Source organism: Flavobacterium glucosi, from assembly GCF_048286535.1.
Classification (GTDB): Bacteria; Bacteroidota; Bacteroidia; order Flavobacteriales; family Flavobacteriaceae; genus Flavobacterium.
Genome location: NZ_JBLVPK010000006.1, coordinates 114,690 through 130,393, shown reverse-complemented (window position 1 = coordinate 130,393; position 15,704 = coordinate 114,690). Strand labels below are relative to the sequence as shown.

18 protein-coding genes are annotated in these 15,704 nt (G+C 33.5%); 3 read left to right on the top strand and 15 right to left on the bottom strand.

Going from position 1 to position 15,704, the window contains the following annotated elements; translation table 11 throughout:
- Window positions 1-6 precede the first annotated feature (6 nt).
- Both ACNQGD_RS12300 and ACNQGD_RS12295 read left to right on the top strand, forming a co-directional pair.
- The gene (locus ACNQGD_RS12300) at window positions 7-612 is read left to right on the top strand and encodes an REP-associated tyrosine transposase (RefSeq protein ID WP_417999487.1); all 606 of its coding nucleotides are present in this window, start codon (window positions 7-9) and stop codon (window positions 610-612) included.
- A 220-nt stretch (window positions 613-832) separates the two neighbouring features.
- The gene (locus ACNQGD_RS12295) at window positions 833-1,531 is read left to right on the top strand and encodes a pseudouridine synthase (protein ID WP_417999486.1); all 699 of its coding nucleotides are present in this window, start codon (window positions 833-835) and stop codon (window positions 1,529-1,531) included.
- Window positions 1,532-1,954: 423 nt separating this feature from the next.
- Here the strand turns inward: ACNQGD_RS12295 and ACNQGD_RS12290 are convergent, their stop codons facing one another.
- The 11 genes from ACNQGD_RS12290 to panB form a co-directional block, all read right to left on the bottom strand.
- A complete protein-coding gene (locus ACNQGD_RS12290; protein WP_417999485.1) occupies window positions 1,955-3,100 on the bottom strand; it encodes a hypothetical protein in 1,146 nt (381 codons plus the stop codon).
- Window positions 3,101-3,431: 331 nt separating this feature from the next.
- Window positions 3,432-4,721: a DEAD/DEAH box helicase gene (locus ACNQGD_RS12285; protein WP_417999484.1), complete on the bottom strand. Its 1,290-nt coding sequence runs from the start codon at window positions 4,719-4,721 to the stop codon at window positions 3,432-3,434.
- 405 nt (window positions 4,722-5,126) lie between these two features.
- Window positions 5,127-5,987, bottom strand: a complete 861-nt coding sequence (ypfJ, locus tag ACNQGD_RS12280; protein ID WP_417999483.1) for a KPN_02809 family neutral zinc metallopeptidase — start codon at window positions 5,985-5,987, stop codon at window positions 5,127-5,129.
- 152 nt (window positions 5,988-6,139) lie between these two features.
- Complete coding sequence (locus ACNQGD_RS12275; RefSeq protein WP_417999482.1) at window positions 6,140-6,427, bottom strand: response regulator; 288 nt, start codon at window positions 6,425-6,427, stop codon at window positions 6,140-6,142.
- A gap of 162 nt (window positions 6,428-6,589) precedes the next feature.
- A complete protein-coding gene (locus tag ACNQGD_RS12270) occupies window positions 6,590-7,366 on the bottom strand; it encodes a hypothetical protein (protein WP_417999481.1) in 777 nt (258 codons plus the stop codon).
- Window positions 7,367-7,450: 84 nt separating this feature from the next.
- A complete protein-coding gene (locus ACNQGD_RS12265; RefSeq protein ID WP_417999480.1) occupies window positions 7,451-7,585 on the bottom strand; it encodes a nitroreductase family protein in 135 nt (44 codons plus the stop codon).
- Window positions 7,586-7,741: 156 nt separating this feature from the next.
- Window positions 7,742-7,885 carry a nitroreductase family protein gene (locus tag ACNQGD_RS12260; RefSeq protein ID WP_417999479.1) on the bottom strand — a complete coding sequence of 48 codons (144 nt, stop codon included), beginning with the start codon at window positions 7,883-7,885 and terminating at the stop codon, window positions 7,742-7,744.
- Window positions 7,876-9,204, bottom strand: a complete 1,329-nt coding sequence (locus tag ACNQGD_RS12255) for an aldehyde dehydrogenase (RefSeq protein WP_417999478.1) — start codon at window positions 9,202-9,204, stop codon at window positions 7,876-7,878. The genes ACNQGD_RS12260 and ACNQGD_RS12255 overlap by 10 nt, the downstream gene beginning before the upstream one ends.
- A 159-nt stretch (window positions 9,205-9,363) precedes the next feature.
- Window positions 9,364-10,053 carry an RluA family pseudouridine synthase gene (locus tag ACNQGD_RS12250; protein WP_417996220.1) on the bottom strand — a complete coding sequence of 230 codons (690 nt, stop codon included), beginning with the start codon at window positions 10,051-10,053 and terminating at the stop codon, window positions 9,364-9,366.
- Between the two features lie 236 nt (window positions 10,054-10,289).
- Window positions 10,290-10,511 (bottom strand): four helix bundle protein, encoded by a 222-nt coding sequence (locus ACNQGD_RS12245; protein ID WP_417999477.1) that lies wholly within the window; start codon window positions 10,509-10,511, stop codon window positions 10,290-10,292.
- A gap of 55 nt (window positions 10,512-10,566) precedes the next feature.
- The gene (gene panB, locus ACNQGD_RS12240; protein WP_417994846.1) at window positions 10,567-11,385 is read right to left on the bottom strand and encodes a 3-methyl-2-oxobutanoate hydroxymethyltransferase; all 819 of its coding nucleotides are present in this window, start codon (window positions 11,383-11,385) and stop codon (window positions 10,567-10,569) included.
- Window positions 11,386-11,486: 101 nt separating this feature from the next.
- Between panB and ACNQGD_RS12235 the strand changes: the two genes are divergently transcribed.
- Window positions 11,487-11,918 carry a Cif family virulence factor gene (locus ACNQGD_RS12235; protein ID WP_417999476.1) on the top strand — a complete coding sequence of 144 codons (432 nt, stop codon included), beginning with the start codon at window positions 11,487-11,489 and terminating at the stop codon, window positions 11,916-11,918.
- Window positions 11,919-12,227: 309 nt separating this feature from the next.
- Here the strand turns inward: ACNQGD_RS12235 and ACNQGD_RS12230 are convergent, their stop codons facing one another.
- The 4 genes from ACNQGD_RS12230 to ACNQGD_RS12215 all read right to left on the bottom strand — a co-directional run bounded on the left by ACNQGD_RS12230 (window position 12,228) and on the right by ACNQGD_RS12215 (window position 15,473).
- Entirely contained in the window at window positions 12,228-13,103 is an 876-nt protein-coding gene (locus ACNQGD_RS12230) for an HAEPLYID family protein (RefSeq protein ID WP_417999475.1), read from the bottom strand.
- Between the two features lie 85 nt (window positions 13,104-13,188).
- Window positions 13,189-13,443: a hypothetical protein gene (locus ACNQGD_RS12225; protein WP_417999474.1), complete on the bottom strand. Its 255-nt coding sequence runs from the start codon at window positions 13,441-13,443 to the stop codon at window positions 13,189-13,191.
- Between the two features lie 319 nt (window positions 13,444-13,762).
- A complete protein-coding gene (locus tag ACNQGD_RS12220; protein ID WP_417999473.1) occupies window positions 13,763-13,933 on the bottom strand; it encodes a hypothetical protein in 171 nt (56 codons plus the stop codon).
- Window positions 13,934-14,045: 112 nt separating this feature from the next.
- Window positions 14,046-15,473, bottom strand: coding sequence for an L-serine ammonia-lyase (locus tag ACNQGD_RS12215; RefSeq protein WP_417999472.1), 1,428 nt, complete (start codon window positions 15,471-15,473; stop codon window positions 14,046-14,048).
- Window positions 15,474-15,704 lie beyond the last annotated feature (231 nt).

The following is a 15,704-nucleotide window of genomic DNA, read 5'->3' as shown; positions in this document are numbered from 1 at the left end:
AACAAAATGAAAGAGAAAGAAGGATTCATAATTCGAGATCAATCCAAAACGCATTTTATAACTACAACGGTTGTGGACTGGGTTGATGTTTTTTCTAGAAAAACCTATAAAGATTGCATCATCGAAAGTCTGGTTTTTTGTATAAAAAACAAAGGAATGATTTTGTATGGATTTGTAATTATGTCCAATCACATTCATTTAATCATTCATTCAGAAAACAGTAAATTATCCGATTTGATTCGGGATTTCAAGAAGTTTACGGCAAAGACCATTCTGAATAAAATAGAAACTGAGCCAGAAAGTAGGGCCGATTGGATGCTGAAACGTTTTAAATTTGCTTGTAAAAGTCATAGCCGAAATGAAAAATATCAGTTTTGGCAATATGGAAATCATCCCGAAGAAATTTTTTCAGAAAAGTTCTTTTGGTCGAAATTGGATTATATTCATTTGAATCCTGTTCGAGCAGGAATTGTTGCCAAAGCTTCTCATTATGTTTATTCCAGTGCTTCTAATTACGTTGAAGATAGTGGAATTATAGCAATTGCAAAAGTTGATAATCCGGTAATAGATGTTTTGAAACCACAATCAATTAGCACTATTTATAATTGGTAACGAAGGTCGGAGACCTTTTATCACATTCTCAAAGTCGGAGACTTTGCGTAGCGTGTACTAGAATCAACACTATAAAAGAGCATTGGGATATAATTTTAATAACAGTTTTAGCAATCGTAATCTTCTATTTTGTTTTTAGAACTAAAATGAAAAAAGAAAAGTATAGAAATAAATAAGTCAAAAAAGAGATTTCGATAGAAATCTCTTTTATTTTTGCCAAATGTTAGAAATTCTTTACCAAGACGAATATATTATAGCCATTAATAAACCAAGTGGATTGTTGGTCCACAAATCATTTTATGCGCGCGATGCAAAAGTTTTTGCTATTCAAGAATTGAGAAATCAAATAGGAGGGCAACACGTTTATCCTATTCATCGGTTAGATCGCAAAACATCTGGTGTGTTGTTATTTGCGTTGGACAAGGAGGTTTTAAAAATTATGAATGATCGTTTTGCCACGCGCGAAGTCGAAAAAAAGTATTTAGCCATTTTACGGGGTTGGTCACCCGAAGAACTAACGATTGATTATGATTTAACCAATGATGATGGCATTATACAAAATGCAATAACCTACTTTCATCGATTGCAAACTACCGAAATTGAGTTAGAGTTTAACAATAAACCAACGTCACGATATTGTTTGGTAGAAGCGATTCCTGAAACGGGACGTATGCATCAATTACGAAAACATTTCAAACATATTTTTCATCCCATTTTAGGAAGTCGTCCACATGGTTGTAACAAACAAAATAAATTATGGTTGGAGCATTTTGAACTGAAAGGAATGATGCTTCATGCACATCAGTTAATTTTTAATCATCCAATAACAAATGAACAACTTATCTTGAATGCAAAGATTAATGAAGAGTTTAGCAGAGTAGGTACTATTCTTAATCTAGATTTGAATACCTATGAATAGAATACTAATTTGTAAATTAATGCTTTAAATTATTGTTGTATTTGGAAACAACAGTTTTCAGTGTAAAGAGGAGCAGATTTCAGATTTTTAATTTCAGATGTTTAAACTATGCTTCGCAAAGTCTTAGACTTTGAGGAAGTGACTTTCGGTTTTTAACCGATTTTGTTTTTTTAATATTTGAATTTTAAGGTCAGTCGGAGACTGAAAAATACATACTCAAAGTCGGAGACTTTGCGTAGCTGGACAGATTTTTGATTAACAATTTTTGATTTCAGATGTTTAAACTATGCTTCGCAAAGTCTTAGACTTTGAGGAAGTGACTTTCGGTTTTTAACCGATTTTGATTTTAAATGTTTGAATTTTAAGGTCAGTCGGAGACTGAAAACACATACTCAAAGTCGGAGACTTTGTGTATCGGGGTTTTTAGTCATCATCTTCCTTTAATTCAGTACAAATTAATCTATATGCGGAATAATATTCAATTTCGTCATATATATACGATTCCATATGCTTCAACTCATTAAGAACTATTTGATTATCTGCACATTTTCTTTTTAAACAACCTCCAAAATGATTAAAGTCCATTAGATTCCTTTTTGTTGCTATTTTTCCAAGTTCATAATGATATGTTACAGGTCTTTCTATATTTTCAAATGGAGTTCTTGCTGAGATATCAATAAATCTTATGTTATTTATGTCGAATATTGGTCTTTCAGTTTGAGATACTTCAAATACTTTTTTGGGTTCAAAAAATGTAATAGCATATTCTTTTTTTTCTTTAAGAGAGCTTTTTAAATCACTGTAAAATTTATCAATTAAGTTTTGATATCTTCTATTTTCATCTTTGCGAGCGTAAATATTTAGTAAAGATTCTTTGTCATATATGAAATCATATTTAAAAATTGATTCATAAAAGACAGACAAAATGTTAAGGATTTCATCAAAGCTTTTTGTACCAATTAACACTTCTAAATTCTCTATTTTCTTTACAAAACTTGATAGAATACTTTTTAGTTTATTCAGGATTTTATCAAAATATTTGTCCAAAAAAAAAATATGTCTTAAGATGATATCAGAGACAGCAAATTCTATCGATTCAAATTTGTAATTATTGTCTTTATGATATCTTAAATAAACAATTTTATCACTTCCTCCATTGTAACCAAATAAACAAGAAGAAATGAATTCTCCCTTAATTTTTCTAATTGGATGACCAACTAATTCATTTCTTATTTCACGGTTTACCGAATAGTTAAAATCTTTTTTTAAAATTCCTTTATCTATTCCACATTTAAAGATTATCAATAGCTCTTCTATAAAGTCTTGTTGGAGATAAATACTCTGTAAAAGGCTTATTTGGTTAGAGAACTTATCTGAATATGATTTGGATTCTCTATAATTAAATATTATGTCAAAAGTGTCTTGAAAGTATCCTAATATATCGCCTAAATAATTTGTTCTTACTTCTGGTGTAAAATTAATTTTGTGCGTGCAAAAATCATATTCCAAAATGAAATGATTCCAAATATCTGCTATTTGGTCGAGTTTATATTTTACGTCTTCTTCCATTTTTTTTAAGGTTGCACATAACTAATATGTGTATGACAAAATCATACAAAGCCACCCAATTTAGGGTAGATAGGTATCACAACGGTCATACTATTTATTTCAAATATATTAATTTTTTCTTACAAGTTAGCTGGCTATTTTAGATTTGTGGTATGAATTTACTAAATGGTATATGAAAGTAAAAACACTCTAAATAGCCCCGATAGAAACGAAAAACCTTCTTAGGGGGTGTTCAGACATAAGAAGGTTTGTAATGTATAGCGGGAGGTGACTTCCTTAAAAAACGAACTCATCCTGCTCCTAAAAAAAAGAAAACGTATTTTCTTAGTTGTTATCTATTAGTACGTCTGTCATTATTTTGACTTGGACGTCTCGGACCAAAACTATTGTTGCTGGTTCGGTTTGTAGTATCTGTTTTTGGTTTCTTAGGAGTCGAATTCCGTTGTTGTCTTCCTTGACCTTGTTTAATTGGTTCCGTTGAAGCGTTAGGATCTGGTTCAAAACCTCTAATGTTTTCTTTCGGCAATTTCAAACCCACTAATTTTTCGATATCACGTAAAAAGACAGTTTCGTCTGGACTAAATAACGAAATGGCTTCTCCACTTGCTCCGGCTCTACCAGTTCTACCAATGCGGTGCACGTAATCTTCAGGAATATTAGGCAATTCAAAATTGACCACATGCGGTAATAATGGAATGTCTAAACCTCGAGCGGCAATATCAGTGGCGACCAAAGCCGTTAAGCTTCCGTCTTTGAAACCTGCTAAGGCTTTGGTGCGTGCGCCCTGCCCTTTATTTCCATGAATGGCAGCTGCTTTGATTCCGGCACTAATCATGCTTTCCGTCAGTTTATTAGCACCTTGTTTAGTACGGGTGAATACCAAAATTTGTTTCCAGTTACCATCCGTAATCAATTTAATGATCAGTTCTGTTTTTTTCTCTTTGGCAACAGGATATACTTTTTGGATAATAGCATCCACGGTCGTGTTTTCTGGAGTTGCTTCAACATGAACGGGATGGTGCAAAATGCCCATGGCCAATTTCTTGATGTCTGTTGAAAAGGTTGCCGAAAACATCAAATTTTGCCTTTTTGAAGGTAATACTTTTATAATGCGCTCAATGTCTCGTACGAAACCCATGTCCAGCATACGGTCTGCTTCATCTAGAACTAAGATTTCAACTTTGGCAAGCGATATTAATCCTTGATTTTGCAAATCGATTAATCGACCTGGAGTGGCAACTAAAATATCAACACCTTGACGCAATTGAGTCACTTGTGGGTTTTGGTTTACGCCTCCAAAAATAACAGTACTTTTTAGGTCTAAGAACTCACTGTATTCTTTTATATTGGCCAATATTTGTGCTGCTAATTCTCTGGTTGGAGTCAATATCAAGGCACGAATAGGTCTTTGTCGCAAGTGTTGACCTTGTGATAATATTTGTAAAATAGGTAATGTAAAACCGGCTGTTTTTCCTGTTCCTGTTTGTGCGGATGCTAATACATCTTTACCTTCTAAAATTGGGGGGATTGCTTTTTGTTGTATTGGTGAAGGAGTAGAATATCCTTTTTTACTGATGGCTTTTAATAAAGCATCAGATAAGCCTAATGAGTTGAATGACATAAATAGTATTTATAAAGTAAACACTATTATTTAGGTTACTTTTTTAATTGGGCGCAAAGGTACTGCTAATTTTTCCGATGTGCTTTTGATTGCTTGATTTTGTTTAGATAAAATTATAGTACTTCGTTTTAATCCGTTACAAATAATTGTCGAAACGCTAATGATAATGGTGAATTCCATGGGAAGCTAAAATTGTTACATAACTGTCCTTAAATTGTGTCCAGTCTTTTTTTTGCCACAGATTTCATAGATTTTATAAGCATTAGTGATGGAATCTGGATGAAAAGGTTTGCCACAAAAGAAATATAAAAACAGATAAGTTATTGCTTTTTATATCCTGCTTAAATGACCTTATATTTCTTACATGGTTAAAATTAAATGCTGTTTGTTTTTAAAGTATAGAGATTATTTCAACTCTGCAAATGTATCTCCTTGACTAATATCACCCGTTTTATACCCTTTCATGAACCAAGCTTTTCGTTGTGCGGAAGTTCCGTGAGTAAAAGATTCTGGAACAATATGTCCTTGTATTTTAGCTTGAATAGCGTCATCGCCTACAGCATGAGCTGCACTTAATGCTTCGTCAATATCGCCATCCTCCAAGAAATTGTTCATTTTTTGATTGTAATGTGTCCATACACCAGCATAAAAATCAGCTTGCAATTCTAAAGCTACAGATAATTTATTGGCTTCGGCTTCACTTTTTCCTTCTTGCATCTGTCTCATTTTATTGGAAGTTCCCAAAAGTGTTTGTACATGATGACCAATCTCGTGGGCAATTACATAAGCGGTGGCAAAATCACCTCCTTGAGCTCCAAATCTTGTTTTTAGCTCTTCAAAGAAAGCCAGGTCCATATATACTTTTTGATCACTAGGACAATAAAAAGGTCCTGAAGCAGAGGTAGCATTACCGCACTCCGTTTTCACCGCATCAGTAAACAATACTAATTTAGGATTTTGAAATTGCATATTATTTTCCTGAAAAATCTTTGACCAGACATCTTCATTGTCAACTAATATTGAATTTATAAATTTACCTTCTTCTATTTCTTGTGCAGTTAAGTCCCTTTGTTCAGTAGGAGCACTTTGTCCTTGGTTCATTTGTTCTAGTATTGGCGTAAGCATTTGGGCATTTTCTCCCCCAAAAAGATTCAATAACAAAATAATAATTCCAATAATTCCACCTCCTATAATTGTTTTCCCTCCAGAAGACATTCCTCTTCGGTCTTCCATATTGTCACTTTGACGTCTGCCGCTCCATTTCATATTCAGTTTATTTTTTAATTAGCAATGAATTTATACATATAAAATTACATAATTTAAAAGAATAATTTTTAATTTTTGAAGCTGTTATTTGACCCATTTCACAATTGTTTCTTCAATTATTCCTTTTATAATTGGTTTTGGGATATAATCATTCATTCCGGCTTTAATGCACTTGTCTTTTTTTCTTTTTCAGCACCCGCAGTAAATGCAATGATGGGTACATTTTGGACGGATTTTAAAGTTCTGATTAATTGGGTCGTTTCATATCCATTCAGGATTGGCATTTGGATATCTATAAAAATAATATCTGAATTTATCATTTCAAATTGATCAACTGCATATCTACCCTTTATAATTTCAAAAATGATGGGATTAATAGCTGCGTTTTTAATAATGGTTTTGAGCAATAACACATTCACGTTGTTATTTTCCACAATCATTACTTTGATTTTTTTGGTGCTGATATTTTTTATGTAAGACTATTTCAGGACGAGAAAAGATTTGGGACTCTGTCTTGCTATTGATTTCAATGCAAGGATTTATTTTAAATAAAAACCAAAATTCATTAAAATTTAAATTTTGGTTTTTAGCTATAATTTTTTTTAGTTTCTATTTTCAATCTCAGTCTCAAAACCTATTATTTCGCTATAAATAGCATAATATAATGAATTCAAGAAGGGAAGGGTAAAAACGATTCCGATGCAGCATCCAATAAGGCCTACCAACGTACCAATAGATCCAACAACAATTAATCCCAGTAGAATCAAGGGCTGTTTAGAAACAATTAGAATACTCGCTTCTAAAGCTTCAATAGCTTTTAGCTTTCCAAAAATAATAAGGGGAATCATTAAAATGGTAAATAATTCGATAAATACTGTAACAACAAAACCAATAACCGGTATTTGCATGTAATTAATGATAGTAGAGATTATGGAACTAATTATGGAAATTACAAATGTAGCTATGAAAATTTCCTTGAAATAAGGTGCTTTGTAATATTCAAACATCGTTGAAATATGGAATTCTTCATCTCTTTCAGCACAATATGCCATCTTTATCAATGCCGCTGTCAAAGGACTTATTAAGCAAGAGATTAATACAGAAATTCCAGAGAAAATCAATAAGGTATTTAAACTAAATTCTTCCGGTTTTAAATTTTCCGGTTTTAAAAAATCAACAACTGCAAGACCTCCAAAAATTGCAATCAGTACTCCAAATGCCAAAATACTGAGCAGAACGAAAATAACAAAAATCATTAAACCGCCATACAATGCAATTTTTTTATAATTTTCGAATGCATGGTTGAAAACATTTCCAAAATCTAAGGTATAACTATTCTTTTTTATTTCTTCAATTCGGTCTTGTGTAGTTTTGATCATTTGGTTTTACTATTATTTGATTTGTTAGTTATTAAAATAGACTTCGTTAAAAGGAACTCTGAATTGTTCCTCGAACACACCTTGCTAGTCTCTTATTCCACAGCCTAAAATCATGTTTATTGCTGAAGAAGCCAGTAAATGTAATATTTTTTTAATTCTTAGCGAATCAAAACCTTCCATTGGACACGTATCATAATTTAGGGCCGCCGTGCTTATCATAAAATTCTGTGCTTTAATTCCGCACTTTTCTGAGCCACAAACCTTTCCTTACCGGAGCCGCTACTATTTGTTGTGCTGTTATTACAGCGTTCTGATCAAAATTTCGGCTATTTCTTGTATGATTCCTGGAGAAATAACAGGGTGAAATTCCCAAAGTTACTTATTACTGCTTGTGGGTGCCGGAGTCGGTAGTTGAATGCATTCGTTTACTTTTTGCTCAATAGCGTCATTTTTATAAGCCCGAACGGAGCGTCGGTGTTTAACGAAATTGCGTACTGATTTTACATTAGTTACAACCATTTTAAGACTTTCTGAATGGTTTTTAATTTGTCTTTATAAGGCGCATAACGCATCTGTAAATCGAGCCAAGTCCCTTTTTTTACAATCGCTTTTTTATGGGAAAAAACATCAAAACTTAATTTTCCATGATACGCTCCCATTCCGGAATTTCCAACACCGCCAAACGGCAAACGATTGTTCGCCAAATGAATCACCGTATCATTGATGCAACCGCCACCAAAAGAATATTTTTGCAACACTTCATCGATAAAGGATTTGTTTTGGGAAAATAAATACAGTGATAATGGTTTTTCGAAGCTCGAAATTATTTTTTCAATATCTGATTTTGATTCATAAGAAAGTATGGGGAGGATGGGACCAAAAATTTCTTCTGTCATCACTAAACTATCCATTTTTGGTTCGTCAAGTAAAGTAGGAGCAAGGTAGAATGTCTCTTTGTTAGATTGTCCGCCAAAAAGTATGGTTTGATTTTCCAATAAACGTAATTGACGTTGCCAGTTTTTCAAATTGATAATTCTGGCATAATCTTGAGATTCTTCCGGGTTTGTTCCAAGTGCTTTTTCAATTTCTTGAATCAGCAATTTCACAAAAGTAGCCTTGATTTTATGGTGTACCAAAATATAATCAGGCGCAACACACGTTTGTCCGGCATTTATGATTTTTCCCCATACAATGCGTCTCGCACTTAATTCTAAATTAGCGGTTTCATCAACGATACAAGGACTTTTTCCGCCCAATTCGAGTGTAACTGGCGTTAGGTTTTTGGCAGCAGCTTTCGCCACTATTTTTCCAACAGCGACACTTCCTGTAAAAAAAATATAATCCCAACGTTGGTTTAATAATTCCTGTGCAATTGCGGCATCTCCCGTTACAACCACAACATCTTTTACAGCAAAAGTTTCAGTGATAATTTTGGAAATGATATTAGAAGTATTTGGTGTAAGTTCAGAGGGTTTTAAAGTTACTTTATTCCCCGCAGCCACAGCAGCGACAAGCGGGCACAAAGCCAATTGAAAAGGATAATTCCAAGGAGAAAGAATCAATACATTCCCGTATGGTTCGCTATAAATATAATCGGAGGAAGGAAAATTTACGAGAGAAGCAAAAACTTTCTTTGGCTTTGCCCAGGAATCGATATTTTTTATGGTTTCTTTTAAGTCACTAATCACATAGTTAGTTTCTGTTAAAACGGCTTCAAATGCAGGTTTTTTAAAATCATCGTATAAAGCCTTAATGATTGCCTCTTCATTTTCTATAATGTTTTGCAATAGTTTTTTAAGAGACTCTTTTCGAAAAGCAATTTCTGTATGATATTTCATTGAATGATTTTAATTTAAAATTACATAAATATTATTTTAAACCCACTCTATATCCGAAATAAAAAACATTAAAACAGGAATAATTATTCCTGTTTTATAAGGTGTAAATCTGTAAAGTATTGTTTTTGTTCTATTTTTAATTGAAACCTAATAATCAAATTAAACAGCATTCCATATCACATCATCTGGTGTTGGTGCGATGATTTCTATATTTTCTTTGGTAACAGGATGTACAAAAACTAATTTTCGGGCATGCAAATGAATGCCGCCATCAGGATTACTTCGGTCAAAACCATATTTTAAATCTCCTTTTATCGGTGAACCAATTGCAGAAAGTTGAGCCCGAATTTGATGGTGTCTCCCTGTATGAAGATTGATTTCAAGAGCAAAATAATTGTTAAGTTCCTTAATGATTTTATAATCTAAACTGGCTAGTTTGCTCTCAGGAACTTCTTTTAAATGCGCTTTTGAAGTGTTGTTTTTTTCGTTCCTTTTCAGGAAATGAACCAATTTATCTTCGGACTTTGAAGGTTTATTTTTGACAATACACCAATACGTTTTTTGAGTTTCACGGTTGCTGAACAACTCATTCATTCTCGTCAACGCTTTACTCGTTCGGGCAAAAACGACTATTCCGGTTGTAGGTCTATCCAAACGATGCACCACACCCAGAAATACTTCTCCGGGTTTGTTGTACTTATCTTTGATGTATTCTTTCACCACATCAGATAATGGTTTATCCCCGGTTTTATCGCCTTGCACAATATCGCCTACACGTTTGTTTACCACAATGAGGTGATTGTCTTCGTGTAGCACTTGAAGGTTATTTTTATTCGAAACTATTTTCATTTGGATTTTTAGAGGATTGGATTTTTAGATTGTTAGATTTCTTAGATTCTTAGACTGCAAGACTTGTCTAAGAATCTAAGAAATCTAACAATCTTTTAAAAAAAAGTCTATAATAAAGTTACTCTAAATCTTGAAGTCATTTTAATGATTTCGTCTAGCATATTTGTTATTTCTATTACATCTTCTGGAATGATAAAACCTAAATTGGATGAAATAAGAATTTGTGTTTCAACTTCCTAAGCTGAACCGATTGCAATTTCTAAAAATCGTGCAAAGTCATTATTCGATTGTCTTGATGATCCTTCGGGAATATTAGATGGAATAGAAACAGAAGCTCTTCTTAATTGATTTGTTAGTCCAAATTTTTCTTCGTTAGGAAAAGACAAAGTCACTTTGTAAATTTTAGAACAGAAATATCTACTTTTTTTCCAAATCTCTAAATCCTTAAATTTATGCATTTCTATTTTTTTTGGTCTAACAATCTAAGCAGTCTAATAATCTTAGATGTCTAATTTAATATTGTTCGCTTGAATTAGGAAAATCACTTGATTTTACATCGGCAACATATTGACCAATGGCAGTTGTCATTCCTTCGTATAAATTCATGTATCGTCTCAAGAAACGCGGGCTAAATTCATTATTCATTCCTAACATGTCGTGAATCACCAAAACTTGTCCGTCAACTCCGCCACCTGCACCAATCCCAATTACTGGAATCGAGATACTTTGGGCAACTTTCTCGGCTAAATGAGCAGGAATTTTTTCTAATACTAATCCGAAACAACCTAATCTTTCCAGTAATTTAGCATCTTCAATAAGTTTATCTGCTTCTTCCTCTTCTTTGGCACGAACCGTATAGGTCCCAAATTTATAAATAGATTGTGGTGTTAAACCCAAATGTCCCATAACTGGAATTCCTGCGTTTAATATTTTCTTAATTGAATCTTTAATTTCTTTACCGCCTTCCAGTTTTACTGCATGACCACCGCTTTCTTTCATAATTCTGATGGCAGAACGCAATGCTTCTTTTGGATCTGATTGGTAACTTCCAAAAGGTAAATCCACGACAACCAATGCTCTTTCTGTAGCTCTCACTACAGATGACGCGTGATAAATCATCTGGTCCAAGGTAATTGGCAAAGTCGTTTCGTGACCGGCCATTACATTCGAAGCAGAGTCACCCACTAAAATGACATCAATTCCGGCAGTATCGACAATTTTTGCCATGGTATAATCGTATGCTGTAAGCATGGAAATTTTCTCCCCATTGGCTTTCATCTCAATCAGTGATTTTGTAGTAATCCTTTTATAATCTTTTTTTGCGACAGACATATTTGTTGGTTTAAGATTGTAAAGGTAATAAAATGTATATTTTTAACTCAAAAATGTAACAGTAATGTTATTTGTAATACCAATTTATTAAAAAAGTACTTATGCGTAAAATAGTAGTATTGATAGTATTGTTCTTCTCGGCAAATTCTCAGGCTCAAAATCAAGAAATTCAAAACGTAATTGAAACTTTTTTTGAAGCTTTTCACGCTAAAGACACGCTGAAATTAAAGGCGCTTTGTAACGAAACTATGATGTTACAGTCCATAAGTGAAAATGTAAAAGGAACTAAATTATCCAGTGAAAACCCACAAGCTTTTTTTAAATCAATCGGTTCTATTCCTGCTGAATTACAGTTTCAGGAAAAAATTCTGAGTTATTCCATTCAAGTGGATGGAAGCATGGCGCATGCCTGGACGCCTTATGAGTTTTATCTAAATGGTAAATTAAGTCATAAAGGAGTGAATGCTTTTACGCTTTTGAAAAAAGATAACACTTGGAAAATAGTACATCTTATTGATACGAGAAGAAAGTAGTTTTGATTTCTTTTTTCATGAAATCATTTCATAAAAATGGATTTCTACAGGCTTCTACTTGAGTTCAAGGACATATTTCATTTACCGCAAGAGTAAAACAGGGACCCATTTCAGGATTTGTTGAAATTTTACTTCCTTTTTTCGGATTTCTTCGAGCCAGATTTGCGAGTATTATAATTGAAATTAAAACAGTTTTCGACACTTTTTTTACTGTAGCAAAATTATTAAAAACAAATGCTTTTAATAATTTTGACTAATGAATTTATGACGCTTTATGACCAAAAGATATGATTTAGAAAAGGGTTAATTTTAATGCGAGGAAGGTTCATAAATAAGCCGTAAAAAGGAGCTAAATCGCTGGTTTTCTCTATTTATGGGGATCCCGGTTACTATTCCTATCAGTAAACTATCTGTAATTTCTACTCTCATTTGAGGTCGTATGGTCATATCAAAATCATTATTGTTAATTTCTTTATTAAACTCAAGACCTACAAAATTTCGTGTGCCGGGAATCATATAGTGGATATTTGAATTAATTTGCCAGTTGGTTTGTGTTGCATTATCTGAAAAATGGTGCGTGAATTGTGGCCCGGTATATAATAAGGTATGGAAATTTTGCCCCCAGCGTTTGGCAATCACCAAGAACGGATTATATCCATTTCCAGTTATCAAAGTGCTACTGCCATAGCTGTTAAAATTGGGTAACAGGAATTCATGAATATAGCCAATAGCCATCGACATTTTCTTTTTTTCTGAAACAAAAAAGGTATATTGCGCTGCTAATTTGATACTGTTTAAGTTACTTTCCGGTGCATTTGCATTTCCTGAAGTGGGATAGTAAATTGAAAAAGGTAATTCTACTTCAAGCCCTAATCTATCAATTGGCGCCCATTCATATTCTATTAAAGCGGTGTATTCGTCATGAGTGATATTGTCTGTCAAACCAAGGCCTAGGTTCCATTCTCTTTCCCCTTTTCGGGCTCCCAAATCTCTAATTAGGTCAATATACAAGGGTTCAGCGTGTAAAACTTTCGCCCGTTTTTTTTTGCCTTCAACCTTTTGAATATAAAGACTGTCTTTAATGCTGGTTTCTTGGTGTTTTTCTGTTTGTGCTTGAGAATTGGTAACTGCAATTACAGTTAATAATAAGGTAAATACCTTTGTTTTTAAATATGGGGAAGTCATTTTAATCTGTTTTTATTTCTGTTATACAAAATGAAGGCCTTTGTTCTCATAAGAAAATAAAGGTGGTTAATGATAAAAAAACAAATTAAGCTTCTGGAGGAGGGATGTGAATTTTAAAATATGGGGTCAAAAGGATTGGATTTTGGAACACTAATTTTTCCTTTTTTAAACACATATAATTTTTATCAATGCTAAGAGCAATGATTGGTAAAACAAAAAAATCTATGAAAAAATTGCTTTTTAAAGGGGAATTTTGATTTGTATCATTATCGTCGTTTTCAGGTATGGCATTTTCAAATCCGAAGGCCTTTTCAACCACTATTTCAATAATACTTTCCATATCATTATAAGTCAGGTCCTCAGGAAAATGATTTGGATGGGAATCAGGGGAGTCAACAAAGCAGTTAAGCAGGTATAATGACATAAAACCCCAAAAATATTGGGTTAAAAGACTATGTCGGATCTGTTTAATCATTTTGCATAATTACAATATTTTATAGCTTAATAGTTGTAAATTTTCGTTAAATTCCGTTAGGATTTATGCAAGTCCTATTTATTCTCCTTTATTTTTCGGTATTAAACTAACCTTTTTTTTGTTTCACAAAACGCTGTTAGTCAATTGGTTATTTAGATAAAAAAACAGCCATGTAGAATACTAATCAGTAGGTATTGTCGTTCAACTCTGACTCTTCTTCATCAGCTTTTTTGTAATCATTGTTCAAGAAATGAGTGTACTTCTTTTTATCTTTTTGATTTTTTCTAATAATGAGTACAATCAAAATAAGCATACAAATGATTACAATGCTAACTATTACCCAATTGATTTCCATAGTTTTTGGTTTAAGAATATTGATAAACTTACCATAAATAGTTGAATTTTAGCTTATCCTTATTTTAAATCTATGTTATAAAACGTAGTAAGGACAACAAATAATAATTCATCTAGCAATCCGCCAGATTCACGGCAATAGCTAATCCACCTTCGGAGGTTTCTTTATATTTATTATTCATGTCTTTAGCGGTTTGCCACATCGTGTCCACTACTTTGTCCAAAGGCACTTTTGCGTTTTTTGGGTCAGTTTCCAAAGCTAGTTCAGCGGCATTAATGGCTTTTATGGCACCCATTGTATTTCGTTCAATACACGGAATCTGAACCAAGCCACCAATAGGATCACACGTCAATCCCAAGTGATGTTCCATAGCAATTTCGGCAGCCATTAAAACCTGTTCGGGAGTTCCGCCCATCAATTCGCATAAAGCAGCTGCAGCCATCGAGGAAGAAACACCTATTTCGGCCTGACAACCACCCATTGCTGCGGAAATGGTAGAGCCTTTCTTGAAAATACTGCCTATTTCTCCGGCAACCATCAGGAATTGTTTGATTTCTTTTTCTCTGGCATTATGGTTTTCAATCACTAAATAATACATCAAAACAGCCGGAATCACGCCCGCACTTCCATTCGTTGGAGCAGTAACAACACGACCTAAAGCAGCGTTTACTTCATTTACCGCAAGGGCAAAGCAAGAAACCCATTTCAAGATTTGGCGAAATTTCACTTCTGTTTTTCTGATTTCTTCGAGCCAGCTTTGAGGCGAATCATAATTGGCTAAACCGATGAGGTTTTGGTGCATATCAAAAGCACGGCGACGCACATTTAATCCTCCAGGAAGAATCCCTTCAGAATGACAACCAATGTACATGCATTCGAGCATCGTTTTCCAAATGCGCATCAATTCATGATCGATAACAGCTTCGGTACGCATTGATTTTTCGTTTTCATAAACGATTTCCGATATGGATTTATTCTCTTTTTTGCAATAATCCAATAGTTCGGATGCTTTGTCAATAGGATACGGAAAAGCACATTTTATCTGGATTTTCTTCTTGGCGTTGATGCGTTCTTCTTTGACTACAAATCCGCCACCAATAGAATAAAAGGTGGAAACGTATTCGCTGTCATCCGTCATATAAGCCGTAAAAGTCATTCCATTGGCATGAAAAGGAAGGAAGTTTTTATTGAAAACGATGTCTTGGAGGAAATAAAAAGGAATTGGTTTTTCGTTTCCTAAATTGATTTCGTTTTTGAATTCAATGGATTTAATGATTGCATCAATATTTTCCACAGGAATGTATTCTGGATCTTGCCCGCTTAAACCCAGCATTACTGCTAAATCTGTGGCGTGTCCTTTTCCGGTCAAGGAAAGGGAACCGTATAAATCTATTTTTACCCGGTTTACAGTATGAATTAAATTTTCGGTTCTTAATTCACTAAGAAAGCGTTCGGCAGCTCTCCAAGGTCCAAGTGTGTGCGAACTCGAAGGCCCAACACCAATTTTTAGCATGTCAAAAACGGAGATACATTCTTCCATCTGTAGTGTGAATTTTGTTGTCTACAAATATAATAGAATGTAGCAATGATACTAATCAAAATTAGAATAATATTGTTTATTTAATAATTAATATTGCTGTATTGTTATTATTCTTCAACAAAAAATGAATTAATAAAAACTAGAGGTTTGGTAAAATTAGTATTTCATTAATCCAAAATTTAGCTTGTGGAATCCTTGTTAAATGGCTATTTTTGAAGCATAACTAACCCA

Excerpts from the sequence above, each read along its gene's own strand:
- ACNQGD_RS12285 (WP_417999484.1), bottom strand. The coding sequence starts at position 4,721 with ATGTCATTCAACTCATTAGGCTTATCTGATGCTTTATTAAAAGCCATC.
- ACNQGD_RS12220 (WP_417999473.1), bottom strand. The coding sequence starts at position 13,933 with ATGGAAATCAATTGGGTAATAGTTAGCATTGTAATCATTTGTATGCTT.
- ACNQGD_RS12245 (WP_417999477.1), bottom strand. The coding sequence starts at position 10,511 with ATGCATAAATTTAAGGATTTAGAGATTTGGAAAAAAAGTAGATATTTC.
- ACNQGD_RS12260 (WP_417999479.1), bottom strand. The coding sequence starts at position 7,885 with ATGGTTGTAACTAATGTAAAATCAGTACGCAATTTCGTTAAACACCGA.
- ACNQGD_RS12290 (WP_417999485.1), bottom strand. The coding sequence starts at position 3,100 with ATGGAAGAAGACGTAAAATATAAACTCGACCAAATAGCAGATATTTGG.
- ACNQGD_RS12270 (WP_417999481.1), bottom strand. The coding sequence starts at position 7,366 with ATGATCAAAACTACACAAGACCGAATTGAAGAAATAAAAAAGAATAGT.
- ACNQGD_RS12215 (WP_417999472.1), bottom strand. The coding sequence starts at position 15,473 with ATGGAAGAATGTATCTCCGTTTTTGACATGCTAAAAATTGGTGTTGGG.
- ACNQGD_RS12265 (WP_417999480.1), bottom strand. The coding sequence starts at position 7,585 with ATGATAAGCACGGCGGCCCTAAATTATGATACGTGTCCAATGGAAGGT.
- ACNQGD_RS12235 (WP_417999476.1), top strand. The coding sequence starts at position 11,487 with ATGCGTAAAATAGTAGTATTGATAGTATTGTTCTTCTCGGCAAATTCT.
- ACNQGD_RS12255 (WP_417999478.1), bottom strand. The coding sequence starts at position 9,204 with ATGAAATATCATACAGAAATTGCTTTTCGAAAAGAGTCTCTTAAAAAA.
- ACNQGD_RS12300 (WP_417999487.1), top strand. The coding sequence starts at position 7 with ATGAAAGAGAAAGAAGGATTCATAATTCGAGATCAATCCAAAACGCAT.
- ACNQGD_RS12230 (WP_417999475.1), bottom strand. The coding sequence starts at position 13,103 with ATGACTTCCCCATATTTAAAAACAAAGGTATTTACCTTATTATTAACT.
- ypfJ (WP_417999483.1), bottom strand. The coding sequence starts at position 5,987 with ATGAAATGGAGCGGCAGACGTCAAAGTGACAATATGGAAGACCGAAGA.
- ACNQGD_RS12225 (WP_417999474.1), bottom strand. The coding sequence starts at position 13,443 with ATGGAAAGTATTATTGAAATAGTGGTTGAAAAGGCCTTCGGATTTGAA.
- ACNQGD_RS12275 (WP_417999482.1), bottom strand. The coding sequence starts at position 6,427 with ATGATTGTGGAAAATAACAACGTGAATGTGTTATTGCTCAAAACCATT.
- ACNQGD_RS12250 (WP_417996220.1), bottom strand. The coding sequence starts at position 10,053 with ATGAAAATAGTTTCGAATAAAAATAACCTTCAAGTGCTACACGAAGAC.
- ACNQGD_RS12295 (WP_417999486.1), top strand. The coding sequence starts at position 833 with ATGTTAGAAATTCTTTACCAAGACGAATATATTATAGCCATTAATAAA.
- panB (WP_417994846.1), bottom strand. The coding sequence starts at position 11,385 with ATGTCTGTCGCAAAAAAAGATTATAAAAGGATTACTACAAAATCACTG.